The organism is Piscinibacter sp. PDB5-1 (assembly GCF_056676035.1).
Window position 1 is genome coordinate 519,570 of record NZ_JBWVZL010000003.1, and the last position, 20,463, is coordinate 540,032.

The following is a 20,463-nucleotide window of genomic DNA, read 5'->3' on the forward strand; positions in this document are numbered from 1 at the left end:
GTTCGTGTGCCCAGAGTCGCCCCCATGCCTTGGCTGACCGCGGTGCGGCGAATGTATCGCACGCACCGGGCACGACTCTCACAAAGCACTCTCTGAGCGCAAACCCCACATGACCGCGCTCAAGCCCCGCCACTCACGCGCCGCGATTGACTCCGAGCTCGGCATAGAGGTGCTCGACCAGCGCGCGCAAGCGGTCGAGTTCGTCTTGCATGGCTCGTTGCTGCGCGCGCAGCGCGGCCAGTTCGCCCAGCGACACGCCATCTTCGTCTTGCACCGGGCCGGCCACCGGCACCTCGACCTCGCCGCACAGCAGGTGCACCCAGCGCGCCTCGCGCATGCCGGGTGCTCGGGGCAGCTTCACGACCAGTGGGCCGCCTTTGTCTTCGGCGCGGCTCGCCAGCTCGTCGAGAAAGCCTTCGACCGACGAGAGGTCAGCGAAGCGGTGCAGCCGTTCGCTGTTGGTGCGCAGCTCCGAGCCGGTCTGCGGCCCACGCAGGACCAGCGTGGCCAGCAAGGCCACCGACTGCGACGGCAGCCCCATCACGCGGCCGATGTTGTGCTCGTAGCGGCTCACGCGCGAGCCGCTCGACTCGAACACCAGGTGCAGCGCCTTGAGCGAATCGACGGCCTCTTGCACCTGCGCGTCGCTCGCGTTCATCACCGGGTCGCGGGCGGTCTTCTGATTGCAGCCCGAGACCAGCGAGTTCAGCGACAGCGGGTAGCTGTCGGGCACGGTGAGCGATTTCTCGACCAGCACGCAGGCCACGCGGGCTTCGAGGGGCGACAGCGCGCGCATGGCCGTCAACCCCGACCCGCCGCCCCGCGGGGCGCGGGCACCATCTGCTTCGGCGTCATCGGATGCATGGCGTGCAATGAACGCTCAGACCGAGAAGCCATCGTCGGCCTGGATGACCGCGCCGTTGACGAAGTGACTCTCGTTGGCACACAACATGATCAGCACCGCGTCGAGGTCTTGCGGCGCGCCCACGCGCTTGCGCGGCAGCATGTTGATGAGCTTTTGGCCGTTCTCGGTCTTCCAGTGGTGGTGGTTGATCTCGGTGTCGATGTAGCCGGGGCAGATCGCGTTCACGTTGATGCCGTACTTGCCCCATTCGAGCGCCATTGCGCGGGTCATGTGGATCACCGCCGCCTTGCTCATGCAGTACACGCCGATCTGCCCCAGCGCGCGCAGCCCGGCCATCGAAGCGATGTTGACGATGCGCCCGCCCGTAAACGTGCCCGGCGCCGCGCCCTTGGCCCGCGCCAGCATGCGCTTGCCCACCTCTTGCGCGACGAAGAAGGCGCCCTTGGTGTTGGTGTCCATCACGTAGTCGTAGTCCTCGGGCGTCACGTCGGTGAGCTTCTGCGTGGTGCTCACGCCCGAGTTGTTGACGAGGATGTCGATCGTGCCCATCTCGGTCTCGGCATGCGCGACGGCCGCCTTGATGCTGTCGTGGTCGGTGACGTCGAGACGCACCACGTGGGCGTCGCCGCCGGCCGCTTCGATCTCGGCACGCAAGTCCTTGAGGCGTTCGACGCGGCGGCCAGCCAGCACCACGGCGGCACCGGCCTGCGACAGCGTGCGGGCGAACTGGGTGCCGAGGCCACTGGAGGCACCGGTGACGAGGGCCACGCGGCCCGAGAGGTCGATGCTGTAGCTCATCGTTGTTCCTTGAGAGAGGCTTGAAAGGCTGGGGTGGCCGGGAAGACTAGCACGCAGTGTTTGCACGAAGGACCGGTCAACACGCGCGGCACGGTCGTTCGATTCGATGCCGAGCCCACATAGAATGCGCGGTGATTTTGTCCATTGAAGGAGCCCGCATGACGCCCGCCGAAATCCTTGCCCAGTACGGTCCACGAGAAGCCATGGAGTACGACGTTGTCGTCGTCGGCGGTGGCCCGGCCGGGCTGTCCACCGCCATCCGCATCAAGCAACTGGCGGCGGCACAAAACAAGGAAGTTTCGGTGGTCGTGCTTGAAAAGGGCTCCGAGCCCGGCGCGCACACGCTGAGCGGCGCGGTCATGGACCCGAAGGCACTGACCGAGCTGATCCCCGACTGGAAGGAAAAGGGCGCGCCGCTGAACCAGCCCGTCACGGGTGACCAGCTGCTGTGGCTGACCGAAGGCGGCGCCTTCAACACGCCGCAGTTCCTCATCCCCAACTGCTTCCACAACGAAGGCAACTACATCGTCGGCCTCGGCAACGTGGTGCGCTGGCTCGGCCAGCAGGCCGAAGAACTCGGCGTCGAGATCTTCCCGGGCTTTGCGGCCGCTGAAGTGCTCTACAACGACGACGGCAGCGTCAAGGGCATCGCCACCGGCAACCTCGGCATTGGCAAGGACGGCCAGCCGAACGACAGCTTCCAGCTCGGCATGGAGCTGCACGGCAAGTACACGGTCTTCGCCGAAGGCTCGCGCGGTCACCTCGGCAAGCAGCTGATCGCCAAGTTCAAGCTCGACGCCGGCAAAGACCCGCAGGCCTACGCCATCGGCGTGAAAGAGCTGTGGGAAATCGACCCCGCCAAGCACAAGGCCGGCCTCGTGATCCATACCGCCGGCTGGCCGATGGAGAACGACACCTACGGTGGCGGCTTCATGTACCACCTCGAAGACAACAAGGTCACGCTGGGCCTGGTCACCGGCCTGAACTACAGCAACCCCTGGCTGAGCCCGTTCGAAGAGATGCAGCGCTGGAAGACCCACCCGCGCATCAAGGCCTTCCTCGAAGGCGGCAAGCGCATCAGCTATGGTGCCCGCGCCATCACCACCGGCGGCCTGATGAGCCTGCCCAAGACGGTCTTCCCGGGTGGCGCGCTCGTGGGCTGCGACGCCGGCTACCTGAACGGCGCGCGCATCAAGGGCAGCCACGCGGCCATCAAGAGCGGCATGCTCTGCGCCGACGCGCTGTTCAACGCCGTCACGGCGGGCCGCCAGCACGACGAACTGGCCGAGTACCCGGCCGCCTTCGACAAGAGCTGGCTGCGCGAAGAACTCAACGGCTCGCGCAACTTCAAGAGCTGGTTCAAGTACGGCAACCTCTTCGGCGGCTTCATGGTCGGCGTCGAGCACCTGGTGCTGCCCTGGGTGGGCATCAAGTCGCCGCCGTGGTCGCTGCACCGCGACAAGCCCGACCATGCATACCTCAAGCCCGCGGCCGAGTGCAAGCAGATCGCCTACCCCAAGCCCGACGGCAAGCTGACCTTCGACCGCCTGAGCAGCGTCTTCATCAGCAACACCAACCACGAAGAGCACCAGCCCGCGCACTTGACGCTCAAGGACGCGAGCGTGCCGGTGAAGATCAACCTCGCCAAGTACGCCGGCCCCGAGGCCCGCTACTGCCCGGCCGGCGTGTACGAGTTCGTGCCCGACGAAGCCAATGCCGGCAAGGAACGCCTGCAGATCAATGCGCAGAACTGCGTGCACTGCAAGACCTGCGACATCAAGGACCCGACGCAGAACATCGTGTGGGTCACGCCCGAAGGCGGCGGCGGCCCCAACTACAGCGGCATGTGAGCGGCGCGCGATGAACCCGCGTCAAGCACGCAGCCTGGGCGGCCTTCGGGCCGCCTTTTCGATGGTCGCGCTTTCACTCGGCACGTGGATGGCGGCTGGCCTCGCGGGCTGCAGCCTCGTGCAACCGGCGCGCATGGCCCTGCCCGAGGGGCTGGCCACCGCGCCGCTGCGCATCGAGGGCCTGGGCGGATCGCGGCAAGGCAGCTTCCGCGTGGCGGGCCTGCAGGGCGAGTTCAAGCGCAGCGCGACGCGCCTGTCGCTCTTCGGCGACGCACTGGCCAAAGACGGCGCGATGGCCAGCTTCACCCTGCCCTTGGCCAGCGATTCGCCCCCCCTGCAAGGCCGCTGCGACATGCGCCGCACGAGCAGCGAGATGGGCGTGATTCGCTTCGAAACCCAGCCGCTGGCCTACGTCTGCAACTACAGCGCAGGCAGCCTGGGTGGCCGCCTCGTTCTGCGCGAAGCGCGCAGCAGTGCACAGGCCGGCCCGGCGCCGCGTGAAGGCGAGTTCACGCTCGGTGGCGTGACGCTTCAGGTGCGGGCCAGCCACCGCGTGCAGGGCTCGCCCCTGCCCCTGGGCACGCCCACCGGTTACCTCTTCGCTCAGCAGGGTCAAACGCTGGCGGCGGTCGATCTGACCGACTCGACGGCACCGGTGGTGCACCTGCGTGCGGGGGCGCCCGAGCCCTTGCGCGATGCGGTGTTGGCGGCCTCGCTGTCGCTGGCCTTGCTGTGGGACCCGGCCCCGTGAAAACGCCTCGCTGAAGCCTCGAAAACGCTTCGCTGAAGCAGGCGCGTGGGCTACACTGCCGGCCGTCAGGAGAGAGCTTCCGAGTGACCATTCACGAGGGGCCGCCGAAGGCGCAGGACGCATCGAAAACGCGTTCGAACGCTCAGGCAAAAGGACTGGCAAGCGCCTCTCGGTGAGGGGCGTTCCTCGCTGGAGAGAGGCCCACCCCGAGTGGGTCCACCGAAGGGGCAAGTGGTGATTGCATGCAGTCACCGCCAATCTCTCAGGTAAAGCGGACATCGAGGGCACATCACGGCACCCCACCCGAAATGGCAGGGTGCCGACCGATCGAATGCCCTCGGAGCCCGCCATGTCTGCTGCCCCTGAACTGCTCAAGACCCCCCTGCACGCGCTCCACCTCGAACTGGGCGCAAAGATGGTGCCCTTTGCCGGCTACGACATGCCGGTCAACTACCCGGGCGGCATCATCGCCGAGCACAAGCACACGCGCGAAGCGGCGACGCTGTTCGACGTGTCCCACATGGGCCAGTTGCGCCTGGTGGGGGCCGAGGCCGACAAGGCGCTCGAATCGCTGGTGCCGGTCGATGTGCTCGGCCTGGGCGTGGGCAAGCAGCGCTACGGGTTCTTCACCAACAAGAGCGGCGGCATCCTCGACGACCTGATGATCACGCGCCGCGAGAGCGACCTGCTGGTGATCGTCAACGCGGCCTGCAAGATAGCCGACATCGCCCACCTCACCACGCACATCGGCCACCGCTGCCAAGTCATCCCGATGCCCGAGCGTGCCTTGCTCGCGCTGCAGGGCCCGCAGGCCGTGAAGGCGCTGGCTCGCCTGAACGAAGGCGTGGCGGGGCTCGTGTTTATGACGGGCGCGAGCTTCAGGCTCGCAGGCGCCGACTGCTTCGTCACCCGCTCGGGCTACACCGGTGAAGACGGCTTCGAGATCTCGGTGCCTGCCGAGCACGCCGAGGCCCTGGCCCGCGCGCTGCTGCAGCAACCCGAGGTCAAGCCCGCCGGCCTGGGCGCGCGCGACACGCTGCGGCTCGAAGCCGGCCTGTGCCTCTACGGCCACGACATCGACAGCAACACCACGCCGGTCGAAGCCGGCCTCACCTGGGCGATCCAGAAGGTGCGCCGCGCCGGTGGCGCACGCGCCGGCGGATACCCCGGCGCCGAGTACATCGACCGCCAGTTGACCAACGGCACCACCAACAAGCGCGTGGGCCTGCTGGGGCTGGAGCGCATCCCGGTGCGCGAAGGGGCCAAGCTGGTCGATGCGACCGGCCACCCGCTCGGCCACGTGACCAGCGGCACGCTGTCGCCCACGGTCAACCAGCCCATCGCCATGGCCTACCTCGCCAGCAACCACGCCCACCCGGCGGGCGAGGTGTATGCCGAGGTGCGCGGCAAGCGCTACCCCATGCGCGTGAACGGCATGCCCTTCACGCCGCACCGCTACCACCGCGGTTGAGCCGCGTGCGGCATTCGCCGCGCGTCAACCGCTGTCGTTATTCATCACCGCCCCTTTTCCCTTTCATTCAAGGACGTCCCATGAGCATCAAGTTCACCGCCGAGCACGAGTGGATCAACATCGACAACACCGCGGCCGCCGTCGTGGGCATCACCGTGCATGCGCAAGACGCGCTGGGCGACGTGGTGTTCGTGGACCTGCCCGAGGTCGGCCGCAGCTTCACCAAGGGCGAAGTCGCCGGCGTGGTCGAGTCGGTGAAAGCCGCCGCCGACATCTACATGCCCGTCACGGGCGAGGTGGTCGAGGTCAACGAAGAACTGCGCACCGACCCGGCCCTGGCCAACAGCGACCCGCTGGGCAAGGGCTGGTTCTTCAAGGTCAAGCTGTCGGACACGTCGGAACTCGACGGCCTGATGGACGCGACCGCCTACGACGAACTCGTGAAGAACGCCTGAGCTTCTTTCTTCGCGCCCTTTTTGCAATGCCCGCCTCACCACCCGCCCCGTTCGGGCTGAGCCTGTCGAAGCCCCTCGCGGCGCGTCGGCAAACTCAGTGCGAACGGCCCGCGGGGGCCTGAAGGCACCGTTTTTGTTCTGCTGGAAACCCGATGCTGATGTCTGCCCTGAAGCCCCTTGACGCGCTCGAAAACGCGAGCGAATTTGTAGCCCGCCACATCGGCATCTGGGAAGACGACGAGGCCCACATGCTGTCGGTCATCGGCGCGGCCTCGCGCCGGGCGCTGATCGACGCCATCGTGCCGCGCGCCATCGCCCGGCCGCAGCCGATGCAACTGCCCGCGCCGCTGACCGAAGCGCAGGCGCTGGCCGAGCTGAAAGGCATCGCGTCGAAGAACCAGCTGCTCAAGAGCTTCATCGGCCAGGGGTACCACGGCACGATCACGCCGGGCGTCATCCTGCGCAACATCCTCGAAAACCCCGCCTGGTACACGGCCTACACGCCGTATCAGGCCGAGATTTCTCAGGGCCGCATGGAAGCGCTGGTGAACTTCCAGACCATGGTGTGCGACCTCACTGGCCTGGCGATCGCCGGCTCGTCGATGCTCGACGAGGCCACCTCGGCCGCCGAGGCCATGACGCTCGCCATGCGCGTGGGCAAGAGCAAGAGCACCACCTTCTTCGTCGCCGACGACGTGCTGCCGCAGACGCTCGAAGTGGTGCAGACGCGCGCCAAGCCGCTGGGCATCACGGTGGTCACCGGCCCGGCCAACGCGGCGGCCACGGCCGGGGCGTTCGCCGCCCTCTTCCAGTACCCGGGCGTCAACGGCGTGGTGCAAGACCTCACGCCGGTGATCGACGCGCTGCATGCGGCCGGTGGCCTCGCCATCGTCGCGGCCGACCTGCTGGCGCTGACGCTGCTGACGCCCCCGGGCGAGATGGGCGCTGACATCGCGGTCGGCACCACGCAGCGCTTCGGCATGCCCATGGGCAACGGCGGCCCGCACGCCGCCTACATGGCGACGAAAGACGAGTTCAAGCGCTCGATGCCGGGGCGCCTGGTCGGCGTCAGCGTCGATGCGCACGGCAACCCGGCCTACCGCCTCGCGCTGCAAACGCGCGAGCAGCACATCCGCCGCGAGAAGGCCACCTCGAACATCTGCACGGCGCAGGTGCTGCCGGCGGTGGTGGCGAGCATGTACGCCGTATACCACGGCCCGGCGGGCTTGAAGCGCATAGCCCAGCGCGTGGCCTCGTACACCGCCGTGCTGGCCGCCGCGCTGAAGGCCGCGGGCCTCACGCTCACGCACGCCGAGGCCTTCGACACGCTGCAGGTCGAGACCGGCGCCAAGACCGACGCGGTGATGCAAGCCGCACGCAAGGCCGGCTTCAACCTGCGGCGCGACTCGGCCGGCACGGTGGGCATCACGCTCGACGAGACCAGCACGCGCGACGACGTGAACGCGCTCGTGGCGGTGCTGAGCGGCCAGCCGGCCCAGGCCGATGCGGTGTGGAGCCGCTTCGAAGCGGGCATTGCGTCCTTGATTCCGGCCGGGCTGGCGCGCAAGACGCCCTACCTGTCGCACCCGGTGTTCAACACGCACCATTCCGAGACCGAGATGCTGCGCTACATCCGCAGCCTGTCCGACAAGGACCTCGCGCTCGACCGCACGATGATCCCGCTGGGCTCCTGCACGATGAAGCTCAACGCGACCAGCGAGATGATCCCCATCACCTGGCCCGAGTTTGCGAACGTGCACCCCTTCGCGCCGCAAGACCAATTGACTGGCTACAACGAACTCGACGAGCAGCTGCGTGCGTGGCTGTGCCAGGCCACGGGGTACGCCGGCATCAGCCTGCAACCGAACGCCGGCTCGCAGGGCGAATACGCCGGGCTGCTGGCGATCAAGGCCTTCCACGAAGCGCGCGGCGAGGGCCACCGCAACATCTGCCTGATTCCCGAGTCGGCGCACGGCACCAACCCGGCCAGCGCGCAGATGGTGGGCATGCAGGTGGTGGTGACCAAGTGCGACGCCGATGGCAACGTCGATCTCGACGACCTGAAGGCCAAGTGCGAAAAGCACAGCGCCCAACTGGCCTGCGTGATGATCACCTACCCCAGCACCTACGGCGTGTTCGAGACGCGCGTGAAAGAACTCTGCGCGCTGATCCACCAGCACGGCGGCCGGGTCTATGTAGACGGCGCCAACATGAACGCGCTGGTCGGCGTGGCCGCACCGGGCGAGTTCGGCGGCGACGTGAGCCACCTGAACCTGCACAAGACCTTCTGCATTCCGCACGGCGGTGGCGGCCCGGGCGTGGGCCCGGTGTGCGTGGTCGAAGACCTCGTGCCCTACCTGCCCGCGCATCGCTCGGCCGGCCTCGGCAGCGAGACCAACGTGGGCGCCGTGAGCGCCGCGCCGCTGGGCAACGCGGCCGTGTTGCCGATCAGCTGGATGTACGTGCGCATGATGGGCGCCGACGGCCTGAAGCAGGCCACCGAGACGGCCATCCTGAGCGCGAACTACATCGCCGCGCGGCTGGCCGACCACTACGACATCCACTACAGCGGCAACATAGCTGGCGTGAAGGGTGGCGGCGTGGCGCACGAGTGCATCCTCGACCTGCGCCCGCTGAAAGACTCGTCGGGCATCAGTGCCGAAGACGTGGCCAAGCGCCTGATCGACTACGGCTTCCATGCGCCGACGCTGAGCTTCCCGGTGGCGGGCACGCTGATGGTCGAGCCGACCGAGAGCGAGCCGCTGAAAGAGCTCGACCGCTTCTGCGACGCGATGATCGCCATCCGCCAAGAGATCGCGCGTGTCGAGCAAGGCCAGTGGCCGCGCGAAGACAACCCGCTGAAGGCCGCACCGCACACGGCCGCCGCGCTGATGAAGGCCGACTGGCCGCACGCCTACACGCGTGAAGACGCGGCCTTCCCGGTGAAGAGCCTGCGCCAGGCCAAGTACTGGTCGCCAGTCGGCCGCGTGGACAACGTCTACGGCGACCGCAACCTCTTCTGCAGCTGCGTGCCGGTCAGCGAGTACGAAGGCTGAGCTGAGGGCTGGCCACCCGGTGCGCTGACAGCGCTCAGCGCACCAGCACCGGGTCGGCGAGCTTGGTGCCCTGCTCGTCGGTGACGACGGCCGTGTCCCAGCCCTTGCGGGGCACGACAACCAGCACGCAGGGCCAGGTCAAGGCCTGGCCCACCATTTGGTCGGGCCCGGGGCGTGTGACCTTCACACGCAGGTCGAGCGTGCCGCCGCGCACCTCCAACCGGTTCGAGATGGGCCCGACGCCAATGCCCAGCGTGGGCTGGCGGCCGATCGAAAACAACAGCACCCGCTCGTCGGCCCAGCGCACCTCGCGCTGCAGCACGTCGCTGGGTTTGCCCCGCAGCCGCGTGGACCACTGTGCGCCGTCGTCGAAGATGTCGAACTGCGTTGCCTCGTTCGGCGAGAGAAACGGGCATTGGGTGATCGACTGCACGGTGCGCGCTTGCACGGACGACACCGCGCCAGGGCGCCCCGCCGACGCACACCCGGCAGCGGCCAACACCACGCCGGCCAGCACGACGGTCGCCACCGCGCCCTTCATTGCTGCCCTCCAGCCAAGGGCGTGCGCCGCCAGCCGAGCGGCCTCGCCGCGCCCGCAGACTGCGTCCCCATGCCGCTCAAGGGCGCCACCTGGAAGCTCAGATCGCTGCGGCTGCCGCTGATGTCGATGACCGGCAGGTCGTTCGAGGGCGACAGCACCGGGTAGCCGCCGCAGGCTTCGCCGCGTTGGCAGATGTAGTTGTCGTTGTCGAGATCGCTGCCCGCGATGATCGACACCCGCCGGCCGGTGTAGCCGCTGTAGCGCCAGGTGTAGCCGGCCGGCCCGGCCTCGGCGAGCACGGTGATGATGTCGTTCGCATCGGGGTCGAGCAGCAGCACGTACATCGGGCCGTAGCTGCCCACGCGGGCACCACTGCCGACGGCAGGCTTGGTGACGCTCAACTGGATGACGATGCTGCGCGCCGGGCTCAGCGTGACCGTGATGCGTGGGAAGAAGCTGCCCGTGCCCGACAAGGCGCTGCGGTTCACGGTGACCGTGTAGCGGCCCAGTCCGCCGTTCGGTTGCAGCGCGGGCGTCACGGTCACGGCCGCGTTGTTTGACACCACCGAAACCACCGTCTCGGCGGTCGTGTCCGCGGCCGTCAACTCGAAACTGCCCTCGCTCTGGAAGCTGCCGAAGTCGAGCGTCGAGGGCGACGCGACGATGCGCACCGGCGGCGGTGGGGGCGGGTTGCCGGCGTCGGTCAACGCAGCATCGACCGCTTTGCGCGCGTTGATGAGACCGTTGCCGAAGTCGTTGTCGAAGTCCGCGCTGCCGAGGTCGTCGGTCAGAGCGCCGGCAGCGAGCAGTTCGTCCACACGCGCGGGCGTGAGATTGGGGTTGACGAAGCGCATCAGCGCGAGCACGCCCGACACATGCGGCGCCGCCATCGACGTGCCCATCATCGCGCCGAACGACGGCACCCGGGTCGAGCCGTTGAACGTGCCGATGTCGCTGTACACGCCGTCGGGCGAGCCGGTGCCGCTGGCCGACTGGCCGAGGTCGCCGCCCGGTGCAGCCACGTCGAGCGCCGCGCCGGTGTTCGAGTAATACGTCAGCCGGCTTCGCGCGTCGGTGGCACTGACGGCAATGGCGCCCGGGCAATTGGCCGGCGCGCCGACGGCCACGCGCTGGCCCAGGTCGTTGCGGCCCGAGTTGCCCGCCGACACGACAACCAGGGTGCCGGCCGCCCGCACCTCGGCGATCGCTTGCTGGTAGCCCGTCGCACAGGCGGAGTCACTGCCCAGGCTCATGTTGATGACATCGGCACGGCGGGTCGGCAACGCGCCTGAATCGTTGCTCAAGCGCGCGGCATAGCGCATGGCCTGGATGATGTCGAAGCTGCTCGCTCCGCCCGACGCCGCCGGAAACACCCGCAGCGGAATGATCTGCGCCATCGGTGCCACGCCGGCGCCACCGTCCGGGTTGACATCGCTGGTGCCCGCGAAGTCCGTCGCGGCCGCGATGGTGCCGGCGACGTGCGTGCCGTGGAACACCGGCGACTGGTCGGCCGTGGCGGTGTTGTCGCCGTTGTTGATGGCCTGCCCCCCACACTGCGCGGCGCCCTCGCTGCGCACGAAGCGGCAACCGGCCAGCAGCTGCCCGCTGAAATCGGGGTGGTTGCGCATCACGCCATCGTCGATCACCGCGACCACGGGGCGCTGCTGCAAGAGCGTGGCCTTGTTGGGCAGCGCGTCGATGCGCGCCATGGCGTCAGGCAGATTGATCTGCTCGTAGTGCCAGCGCTGGTAGGGGTAGTTGCGGTCTTCGGGCGGGTAGGTGCCGGTGAGCGCATGGCGCTCCATGATCCAGTTCGGGTGGGCGTACGCGTAGTGGCCGGTCGCGCGCAGCGCTTTGGCCGCCATCAAGGCGCGCAAGGGCGCCGGGGTGCCGTCCTCGGTCGCCGTGGCGGTCGGCAACGACTTGCTGATGCCACTGCCCTGCCCGCTCGGGCTGCTGCGCATGCGCATCACCCGCTGCAGGGCTTCGTTCGAGAAACGCAGCAGTTGCGGGCCATCGGCGGGGCCGCGGGTCTCGATGCCCGTCTGCTGCTGCAGCGCAACCGCCAGGCTGCGTGCGTCGGCACGCGGGCGCGCCAGCAGCTCTTGTGGATCGAAACGGGCCGAGGTCGTGCGTTGCGCGCAGCTGCCCGCGGTGCCAGGCGCGCCGATGCGCATGTTGTAGATCGAGGCACCCGCGACAGCCGACACCAGCACGGTGTAGGTGCCATCGGCCGTGACCTCGATGCACTCGGAGCGCGAATCGGCGCTGTCTGACGCGCCGAGCTGCGTGCCGGTGGACGACAGCACGTACAGGTCGAGGTCGTTGGTGGCGGGGCTGGCGGCGAATTCCAGTTCAACCACCTGGCCGGCAGACAGCCGCACGCTGAAGTAGTCACCCGGGTCGCCCGACGCCTGCGTCACCCCCTCGGGCCCGACGCCTGCGACGTTGACTGTGCCCACCAGCAGCAGCGGCGAGGTGATCGGCTGCGCGGCGTTGATGCCATTGTTGGGGCTGCGGCCAGTGGCCACGGTCTGGTTGATGTCGTTGGTGTCAGAGTCGACCATGGCCGTTTCGGCCACGGCAATGGTGCCGGAGAGCACCGTTGGCGCGGGTGCCGGCGCCTCGCCCCCGCCGCCACCTCCACCCCCGCAAGCACTGAGCAGACCCAGTGCAATCCAACCACTCACCGCCAACTTGCGCTTCATCGACCCGTTCTCCTTGCGCCCCGACTGACCACTCAGTTCAGGCGAAGGGACGATACACCCGGCCCGCCCATGAAGTTGTTGGCATGGGCAACAGCGAGACCCGCCCCGGGTGCAAGACGCGGACGCGCCGGACGTCAGGTCACGCCGCGGCTTCCTGGGGTGCCGGCGTGGCGCTGGGAACCACCGGCTTGAACTGCGACGCGTTGTCTCGCAACCAGTCCGCCGAGCGGCGGTCGTCCTGCTGCGAAGGATGGAAATCGGGCGACAGGTAGCTGCGCCATGGACGATAGGTTTCGCGAATCAGCCCGGTCTTGCCGAACAGGTACGACCAGCCACTGCGCCAAGTCGAGACCTTGAGCAGCGTGCCGTCGTGCCACAGGTTGCGCACCGTTTGGCGCAGCACGTCGGTCAGGAAGAACAGCGTCACCCCACGGAACCACCGCACCCGCCACGCGTGGTTGCCACCGAGCGCGCGGTAGACATCGAAGGCGGTGCTGCGGTGCTCCGACTCTTCGGCCGCGTGCCACATCCACATCGTCTGCAGGCGCGGCTCGCTGCCTTCGAGCGCCTCGGGGTGCGCCAGCATCCACTCGGCAAGGATCGCCGTGAAGTGCTCGGTCGCGGCCGTCACGGCAACACGGTGTCGCACATCCACGCCGTCGAGCTTCTTGATGCGCCGCGTGATGCGGGTCTCCCACGCGTTCATGTAGCCCTGTTGTTCGAGGTGACCGTTGAACAGCGCATGGATGCGGCGGTGCGTTGCCTCCTGGCCCACGAAGCCTTGCACCTCCGTGGCGAAACGCTCGCGCTGGTCAGGGGGCAATTGCTTGACGCCGTCACGCACGGAGTCGATGAAGAACTGCTCCCCCACCGGGAAGCTCATGGACAATGCATTGAACAGCGCGGTGCGAAACGCATCACCCGCCGCCCAGTGCCGCTCGATGGCAGGCTTGAGGTCGATCAAGAGGCGACGCACGACGAGGTCGGTCATGTTGATACTCCCAGAATAAGCACCCGGCCGCGGGCACGACAATCCATCGCAATGTGCCCATCCCTGCAGGTACCGTCAAGTACCGAATGATGACCCGACAACCATGACCGCTGTCCTCGACACGCCGCCCCCCTCACCCGTGCCGGCAGCACCGGTGAGCAACTCCGACCATCGCCGGCGCCTGCTCGAAGCCATGGCCGAGACGGTGGCTCGCAAAGGCTTCGCAGACACCACCATCGCCGACCTGGCGGCGCACGCGCGCGTGTCGCGTCGCACGTTCTACGAGCACTTCGACAGCAAGTCCGCCTGCCTCATCGCCTTGTACCAGGCAGCCAGCCGGCAGGCGCTGTCGGTGCTGGTCGAAGCCATCGACCCCACGCGCGACTGGCACGAGCAGCTCGAAGCGGCGCTCAACGCCTACCTCTCGAAGCTGGCGAGCAACCCTGTGCTCTTGAGCACCCTCTTCATTGAAGTGCTGAACCTCGGCGCCGAAGGCCTGCGAGCGCGGCGCCAGGTGAACGAAGAACTCGCCAACTTCCTGCTGCAAGTGGTCAATGCGCCGGCCGCAGGCCACTCGCAACCCATGCCGCCGGCCATGGCCATGGGCGTCGTCGGCGCGGTCAACGAACTCATCCTGCAATCGATCGAACAGAACCAGGCCGATCGGCTGGTCGAGTTCACCCCCCTCGTCGCCCGGCTCGTGAGTGCCGTAGCGGCTTCTTGAGCCCGAGGAGCCTCATGACCCACGCCAGCGGCACAGCCTTGCCCCGTGTGCAGGGCGGCATCCACATCTGGGCCGAAACCGATGCGCAGCGCGACGCCGCACGGCACGGCCTGCAAACCGTGCTGCGGCTGCACGGACTGTCAGACCGCGTGCAGATTGCCGACACACACGACACCGACGGCCGCCGCGTACTGGCGGTCGTGCTGAACGCAGACACCCAAGTGGCCTGGACTCCCGGACACGACACGCTGCGCCTGTGCGAGACGCTCGGCCTGGACACCGAGGCTCGCGCCGAAGACCTCGAACGCGAGATCCTGATTGCCCTCCTGGCCAGCCCGCTGGCGTTTCCCTTCCCGAGCGCCGACGAACTGCTGAGCGGCATCTACGTGCGCCGCAACATCGTGCAGGCGGCGCGCAAGACCATCCTCGACTTTCACACCACCGAAGCCGAGCGCCCGGCCGATTGCTGGACCTACGCGCAGGGCAAGGGCTTCACCATCCTGCCCGGCCAGTCCTTGGTCGATTCGCTGCTGAAGGCCACGCAGCCGGGTGAAAACGAAACGCTGTATTCGTTCTCGTGCTACCGCGCCACCGAGTACGTCATCCTGCTCGGCATCGCCCAAGAAGCGGCGCGCTGCAATCCGGACCTGCTGGCTCGCCTGCAACGCCAGAGCGAGACGAAGGCGGTGATGTCGGGGCTGTTCCACGACGTCTTCTTGCGCGAATACGGCTCGATGGATGCACCGCTGCCACCGCGCTATTTCGTGCCTGGCGACCGCACCTGGTTTCGCAATCCCGACGAACCGTCGTCCGACGTGACCGGCTACGAAGGCTCCTGGGTGTTCTACCTCGGCAACGGCCTCTTCACCAACTTCTGGGAACGCCGCAAGCCCTTCTCGATGAACGCCAAGTGCATCGAGATCTACCACTGGCGTCACGGGGCCTACCGCGATGAGCAGGGCGAATGGCAGATGGACGAAAGCATCGTGCGAGCGCGCGTCGCGCAAACACTCAACGACCCCGAAGAACTGCCGCGCGTGCTGGAGCGCATGGCGCGCCTGCGCGATCCCAAAGGCGTATATGCAGAAGGCGGTTGCATCGACACGTCTCGTGAGCACGCGCGCTGGGTGCGGCCGGGTACCACCGACATCGTGCTGCCCGACGCGCCCTGAGCGTTCTGCGCAACGAAGCCACAAACAAAAACGCCCCGGAGGATCCGAGGCGTTTGCAGCTCAAGACGAGCCAGTGTTTGGAGGCGCGGGCCGGAGTCGAACCGACCTACACGGATTTGCAATCCGGTGCATAACCGCTTTGCTACCGCGCCTTAATGCTTGCTGAACCACCCTTTGCTCGGTGGCTTGCCATCTTGGCAAAAAGGGAAGCACGAAGCTTCCCTTTTCTGAATTTGGAGCGGGAAACGAGGCTCGAACTCGCGACCTCAACCTTGGCAAGGTTGCGCTCTACCAACTGAGCTATTCCCGCATACACCTTGAGAAAACCTCTTGGTGACCTTCGATTTATTCAACATTCGCTGCTGCGTTTGCTGTATCAACCGAAGCTCGCAGTATATGTCGAAAGCTGAAGGTCTTGCAAGACCTTCAGCTCACTTTTTCTCTCAGTGCTTGATGACTTCGTTGGTGCCCGGAGCAGCCGCGGCGGGAGCCTCTGCCTTCGCGTCGACCTTCGCGACCTCTTCCTCGGCCAGGGGCTGAGGCGCGGCTTCGAGAGCCACCTCCAGCACTTGGTCGATCCACTTCACCGGCACGATCTCGAGGTGATTCTTGACGTTCTCGGGAATGTCCTGAAGGTCCTTTACGTTCTCTTCCGGGATCAACACCGTCTTGATGCCGCCCCGGTGAGCCGCGAGCAGCTTTTCCTTCAAGCCGCCGATGGCCGTCACCTCACCCCGCAAGGTGATCTCACCCGTCATCGCCACGTCAGCACGCACCGGGATGTTGGTCAATGCCGACACGAAGGCCGTCGTCATGGCGATACCCGCGCTCGGTCCATCCTTGGGCGTTGCGCCATCGGGCACGTGGATGTGGATGTCGCGCTTTTCGAAGAGCTCGTCTTTGATGCCCAGGCGCGCGGCGCGGCTGCGCACCACCGAACGTGCGGCTTCGACGGATTCCTTCATCACGTCGCCCAAAGAGCCGGTGCGGATGATGTTGCCCTTGCCCGGCATCACCGCGGCTTCGATCGTCAGCAGATCGCCGCCCACTTCCGTCCACGCGAGACCCACGACCTGGCCGACCTGGTTGCGCTTTTCGGCGCGGCCGTAGTCGAACTTGCGCACGCCCAGGAAGTCGTTCAGGTTCTCGTCGGTGACGACCACTTTCTCGGTGTACTGCTTGAGCTGGATGCCCTTGACCACCTTGCGGCAGATCTTCGACACCTCGCGTTCGAGCGAGCGCACCCCGGCTTCCCGCGTGTAGTAGCGGATGATCCCGCGCACAGCCGACTCGGTGACTTCCATCTCCTCGTCTTTCACGCCGTTGTTCTTGCACTGCTTGGGCAAGAGGTAGCGCTGCGCGATGTTGACCTTCTCGTCTTCGGTGTAGCCCGAGAGGCGAATGACTTCCATCCGGTCCAGCAAGGCCGGCGGAATGTTCATCGAGTTGGACGTGGCAATGAACATCACATCCGAGAGGTCGAAATCGACCTCGACGTAGTGATCGCTGAAGGTGTGGTTCTGCTCGGGGTCGAGCACTTCCAGCAGTGCCGACGACGGATCGCCCCGGAAGTCCATGCCCAGCTTGTCGATCTCGTCGAGCAGGAAGAGCGGGTTGCGCGTGCCGACCTTGCTGAGGCTTTGCAGCACCTTGCCCGGCATCGAGCCGATGTAGGTACGGCGGTGCCCGCGGATCTCGGCCTCATCACGCATGCCGCCCAGGGCCATGCGAACGAACTTGCGTCCGGTCGCGCGCGCCACGCTTTGGCCGAGCGAGGTCTTGCCGACCCCCGGAGGGCCGACCAAGCACAGGATCGGCGCCTTGACCTTGTCCACGCGCTGTTGCACTGCGAGGTATTCGAGGATGCGGTCCTTGACCTTCTCCAGACCGTAGTGGTCTTCGTTCAGCACCTCTTCGGCGTGCGAGAGGTCGTGCTTGATCTTGGTCTTCTTGGTCCAGGGCAGGTTGATCAGTGTGTCGATGTAGTTGCGCACCACGGTCGCTTCGGCCGACATCGGCGACATCAGCTTGAGCTTCTTCAGCTCGGCATCGACCTTCTTGCGAGCATCCTTCGGCATCTTCGCCGCGATGATCTTCTTCTCGAGCTCTTCCATGTCGGCGCCGTCTTCGCCGTCGCCGAGCTCCTTCTGGATGGCCTTGACCTGCTCATTCAGGTAGTACTCGCGCTGGCTCTTTTCCATCTGGCGCTTCACGCGCCCACGGATGCGCTTCTCGACCTGGAGGATATCCACCTCGTGTTCGAGTTGTTCGAGCAGCTTCTCCAGCCGCTTGTCGACCGCGAAGAGGTCGAGCACGGCCTGCTTGTTTTCGAGCTTCAGCGGCAGATGCGCTGCAATCGTGTCGGCCAGTCGGCCAGCGTCGTCGATGCCCGCGATGGAGGTCAGGATCTCCGGCGGGATCTTCTTGTTGAGCTTGACGTATTGGTCGAACTGCTGCGTGACGGCGCGGCGCAGCGCCTCGATTTCGGGTTTGGTCTCGAGCTCGGGTGGCACCGGCGTCACGTCGGCGACGAAGTGCTCACCGTTGTCACGGATGGCGCGCGTGTTGGCGCGCTGGATGCCTTCGACCAGCACCTTCACGGTGCCGTCGGGCAGCTTGAGCATTTGCAGAATGCTGGAGACGCAACCCACCTCGAACATGTCGTCGGGCTTGGGTTCGTCTTTGCCGGCGGCACGTTGCGCGACCAGCATGATCTGGCGGCCGGCTTCCATCGCGGCTTCGAGGGCCTTGATGGACTTGGGGCGTCCCACGAAGAGCGGGATCACCATGTGGGGGAACACCACCACGTCCCGCAGCGGAAGCAGCGGCATGGTCAGGGGTTCGGCGGGCAAAACGGGATGTCCAGACATTGGAACCTCTCTTTCTCAAGACCCATGTCGGGCCTGAGGGGTCAATTGCAAGAAGCGGGCGCTCTCAAGAACAGCGCCAACGGTGATCAGGATTCCCGGTTTTCGGTGTGACGATTCGCTCCCTCAGGCGCTGGCTTTCGCCTGTTCCTTGTAAACCAGCAACGGCTTTGCGTCTTCTTCGATGGTGTGCTCGTCGAGCACGACCTTGACGACCCCGTCCAGCGTCGGCAATTCGAACATGGTGTCGATCAGCGCCTGCTCCATGATGGAACGCAAGCCACGGGCGCCGGTCTTGCGCGCCAGCGCCTTGCGGGCGATGGCCAGCAGGGCCGACGAGCGCACCTCAAGCTCGACGCCATCCATCGAGAACAGCTTCTGGTACTGCTTGAGCAGCGCGTTCTTCGGCTCGGTGAGGATTTGCACCAGCGCGTCTTCGGTCAGTTCGCCCAGCGTGGCGACCACGGGCAGGCGACCGACCAGTTCGGGGATCAGGCCGAACTTGATCAGGTCCTCGGGTTCGACCTCGCGGAAGACTTCCGACACGCGGCGTTCGGTCTTCGTGTGAACGGTCGCCCCGAAGCCGATGCCCGACTTCTCGGACCGGTTCTGGATGACCTTCTCGAGGCCGTCGAACGCGCCGCCGCAGATGAACAGGATGTTCGTCGTGTCGATCTGCAAGAAGTCCTGGTTCGGGTGCTTACGCCCACCTTGCGGCGGCACCGAGGCCATCGTGCCTTCGACCAGCTTCAACAAAGCCTGTTGTACGCCTTCGCCCGACACGTCGCGCGTGATCGAGGGGTTGTCGGCCTTGCGCGAGATCTTGTCGATCTCGTCGATGTAGACGATGCCGCGCTGGGCCTTGTCCACGTCGTAGTTGCAGTTCTGCAGCAGCTTCTGAATGATGTTCTCGACGTCTTCGCCCACGTAACCCGCTTCGGTCAGCGTGGTGGCGTCGGCGATCACGAAGGGCACGTTCAGCAGACGGGCCAGCGTTTGCGCCAGCAGGGTCTTGCCCGAGCCCGTGGGGCCGATCAAAAGGATGTTGCTCTTGGACAGCTCGATCTCGTCCTTCGAGCCGCCCATGTGCTTCAGGCGCTTGTAGTGGTTGTAGACCGCCACCGAGAGCGTGCGCTTGGCGGCGTCCTGGCCGATCACGTACTGGTCGAGGCTCGACTTGATCTCGCTCGGCACCGGCAGATCTGACTTCGTCGCGCGTGCTTCGGCGCCTTCAGCAGGCACCTCGTCACGGATGATGTCGTTACAGAGCTCGATGCATTCATCACAGATGAAGACCGACGGCCCGGCGATGAGTTTCTTCACCTCGTGTTGGCTCTTTCCGCAGAAAGAGCAGTAAAGAATTTTCTCGCTGGAGGAGCCTTTTTTTTCGGCCATGGGTGCAGCTGCGCAGAGCGTGGAAAAGGGGGTGCGAACAATGATAGAGCAAAAGAAAACGGGGCCTTGTCCGCAAGAAAGGCCCCGTTTCGGTCGCAGTTACGCGGGTATCAGATGCCGATTTGGCGACTCACTTTGTCTCCGGAAGGCTACGCTTGTGGATCACCTGGTCGATCAGGCCGTAGGCCTTTGATTCTTCGGGGTCCATGAAAAAGTCACGTTCCATGTCGGAGCGGATCTTCTCGATGGGTTGCCCGGTGCGCTCGGCGTAGATGCGGTTGAGCTGCTCGCGCGTTTTGAGAATCTCGCGGGCGTGGATTTCGATGTCCGTCGCCTGGCCCTGTGCACCGCCCGAGGGCTGGTGGATCATCACGCGCGAATTCGGCAGCGCGAAGCGCTTGCCCTTGGCGCCGGCCATCAGCAGGAACGAGCCCATGCTGGCCGCGATGCCCATGCACAGCGTGGACACGTCGGGCTTGATGAACTGCATCGTGTCGTAGATCGACATGCCTGCGCTCACCGAGCCGCCTGGCGAATTGATGTAGAGCGAAATGTCCTTGTCGGGGTTTTCGCTCTCCAGGAACAGGAGCTGCGCCACGACCAGGTTGGCCGACTGGTCGTTGACCGGGCCGACCAGGAAGATGACGCGCTCGCGCAGCAGCCGGCTGTAGATGTCGTAGGCGCGTTCGCCGCGACCCGACTGTTCGATCACCATGGGCACCAAGCCCAGACCTTGTGTTTCCAGCGCGCTCATGAAGGTTGTCCTTGGAAAGATGAACGGTAGATGTGGCGACTGATTATGTCGCTTCAAGAGAGGGT

15 protein-coding genes, 2 tRNA genes and 2 riboswitches are annotated in these 20,463 nt (G+C 66.1%); of the genes, 7 read left to right on the forward strand and 10 right to left on the reverse strand.

Translation table 11 applies throughout. The features are described 5' to 3' along the window. Positions 1-133 precede the first annotated feature (133 nt). Positions 134-796 (reverse strand): YceH family protein, encoded by a 663-nt coding sequence (locus AC1KAT_RS15335; protein WP_480327450.1) that lies wholly within the window; start codon positions 794-796, stop codon positions 134-136. A gap of 84 nt (positions 797-880) precedes the next feature. After that, entirely contained in the window at positions 881-1,663 is a 783-nt protein-coding gene (locus AC1KAT_RS15340; protein WP_480327452.1) for an SDR family oxidoreductase, read from the reverse strand. 158 nt (positions 1,664-1,821) lie between these two features. Here AC1KAT_RS15340 and AC1KAT_RS15345 point away from each other — a divergent pair, with 158 nt between their 5' ends. The 5 genes from AC1KAT_RS15345 (at position 1,822) to gcvP (ending at position 9,246) form a co-directional block, all read left to right on the forward strand. After that, positions 1,822-3,513 carry an electron transfer flavoprotein-ubiquinone oxidoreductase gene (locus AC1KAT_RS15345; RefSeq protein WP_480327454.1) on the forward strand — a complete coding sequence of 564 codons (1,692 nt, stop codon included), beginning with the start codon at positions 1,822-1,824 and terminating at the stop codon, positions 3,511-3,513. A gap of 10 nt (positions 3,514-3,523) precedes the next feature. Beyond that, complete coding sequence (locus AC1KAT_RS15350) at positions 3,524-4,264, forward strand: hypothetical protein (RefSeq protein ID WP_480327456.1); 741 nt, start codon at positions 3,524-3,526, stop codon at positions 4,262-4,264. Between the two features lie 56 nt (positions 4,265-4,320). Next, a riboswitch (glycine riboswitch) is annotated at positions 4,321-4,432 on the forward strand. 11 nt (positions 4,433-4,443) lie between these two features. Then, positions 4,444-4,553: riboswitch (glycine riboswitch) on the forward strand. Positions 4,554-4,613: 60 nt separating this feature from the next. Continuing rightward, positions 4,614-5,735 (forward strand): glycine cleavage system aminomethyltransferase GcvT, encoded by a 1,122-nt coding sequence (gene gcvT, locus AC1KAT_RS15355; RefSeq protein WP_480327458.1) that lies wholly within the window; start codon positions 4,614-4,616, stop codon positions 5,733-5,735. Between the two features lie 80 nt (positions 5,736-5,815). After that, entirely contained in the window at positions 5,816-6,190 is a 375-nt protein-coding gene (gene gcvH / locus AC1KAT_RS15360; RefSeq protein WP_480327460.1) for a glycine cleavage system protein GcvH, read from the forward strand. Between the two features lie 152 nt (positions 6,191-6,342). Further along, positions 6,343-9,246: an aminomethyl-transferring glycine dehydrogenase gene (gcvP, locus tag AC1KAT_RS15365; RefSeq protein WP_480327462.1), complete on the forward strand. Its 2,904-nt coding sequence runs from the start codon at positions 6,343-6,345 to the stop codon at positions 9,244-9,246. 34 nt (positions 9,247-9,280) lie between these two features. Here gcvP and AC1KAT_RS15370 read toward each other — a convergent pair whose 3' ends face one another. The 3 genes from AC1KAT_RS15370 to AC1KAT_RS15380 all read right to left on the reverse strand — a co-directional run bounded on the left by AC1KAT_RS15370 (position 9,281) and on the right by AC1KAT_RS15380 (position 13,486). Next, positions 9,281-9,787 carry a protease complex subunit PrcB family protein gene (locus AC1KAT_RS15370; RefSeq protein WP_480327464.1) on the reverse strand — a complete coding sequence of 169 codons (507 nt, stop codon included), beginning with the start codon at positions 9,785-9,787 and terminating at the stop codon, positions 9,281-9,283. Then, positions 9,784-12,354 carry a S8 family serine peptidase gene (locus AC1KAT_RS15375; RefSeq protein ID WP_480327466.1) on the reverse strand — a complete coding sequence of 857 codons (2,571 nt, stop codon included), beginning with the start codon at positions 12,352-12,354 and terminating at the stop codon, positions 9,784-9,786. The genes AC1KAT_RS15370 and AC1KAT_RS15375 overlap by 4 nt, the downstream gene beginning before the upstream one ends. Before the next feature lie 280 nt (positions 12,355-12,634). Further along, entirely contained in the window at positions 12,635-13,486 is an 852-nt protein-coding gene (locus AC1KAT_RS15380; RefSeq protein ID WP_480327468.1) for a metal-dependent hydrolase, read from the reverse strand. 103 nt (positions 13,487-13,589) lie between these two features. Here AC1KAT_RS15380 and AC1KAT_RS15385 point away from each other — a divergent pair, with 103 nt between their 5' ends. Together AC1KAT_RS15385 and AC1KAT_RS15390 are read left to right on the forward strand one after the other, a co-directional pair. Next, positions 13,590-14,210 carry a TetR/AcrR family transcriptional regulator gene (locus AC1KAT_RS15385; RefSeq protein WP_480327470.1) on the forward strand — a complete coding sequence of 207 codons (621 nt, stop codon included), beginning with the start codon at positions 13,590-13,592 and terminating at the stop codon, positions 14,208-14,210. A 14-nt stretch (positions 14,211-14,224) separates the two neighbouring features. Continuing rightward, a complete protein-coding gene (locus AC1KAT_RS15390; protein ID WP_480327472.1) occupies positions 14,225-15,382 on the forward strand; it encodes a hypothetical protein in 1,158 nt (385 codons plus the stop codon). 78 nt (positions 15,383-15,460) lie between these two features. Here the strand turns inward: AC1KAT_RS15390 and AC1KAT_RS15395 are convergent. The 5 genes from AC1KAT_RS15395 to clpP all read right to left on the reverse strand — a co-directional run bounded on the left by AC1KAT_RS15395 (position 15,461) and on the right by clpP (position 20,398). Beyond that, a tRNA-Cys gene (locus AC1KAT_RS15395) sits at positions 15,461-15,534 on the reverse strand. A gap of 82 nt (positions 15,535-15,616) precedes the next feature. Beyond that, positions 15,617-15,692, reverse strand: a tRNA-Gly gene (locus tag AC1KAT_RS15400). Between the two features lie 133 nt (positions 15,693-15,825). Continuing rightward, positions 15,826-18,252, reverse strand: coding sequence for an endopeptidase La (lon, locus tag AC1KAT_RS15405; protein WP_480327474.1), 2,427 nt, complete (start codon positions 18,250-18,252; stop codon positions 15,826-15,828). 123 nt (positions 18,253-18,375) lie between these two features. After that, on the reverse strand, positions 18,376-19,644 hold the full coding sequence (clpX, locus tag AC1KAT_RS15410) for an ATP-dependent Clp protease ATP-binding subunit ClpX (protein ID WP_480327476.1): 1,269 nt from the start codon (positions 19,642-19,644) through the stop codon (positions 18,376-18,378). A 130-nt stretch (positions 19,645-19,774) separates the two neighbouring features. Continuing rightward, complete coding sequence (clpP, locus tag AC1KAT_RS15415; RefSeq protein WP_480327478.1) at positions 19,775-20,398, reverse strand: ATP-dependent Clp endopeptidase proteolytic subunit ClpP; 624 nt, start codon at positions 20,396-20,398, stop codon at positions 19,775-19,777. Positions 20,399-20,463 lie beyond the last annotated feature (65 nt).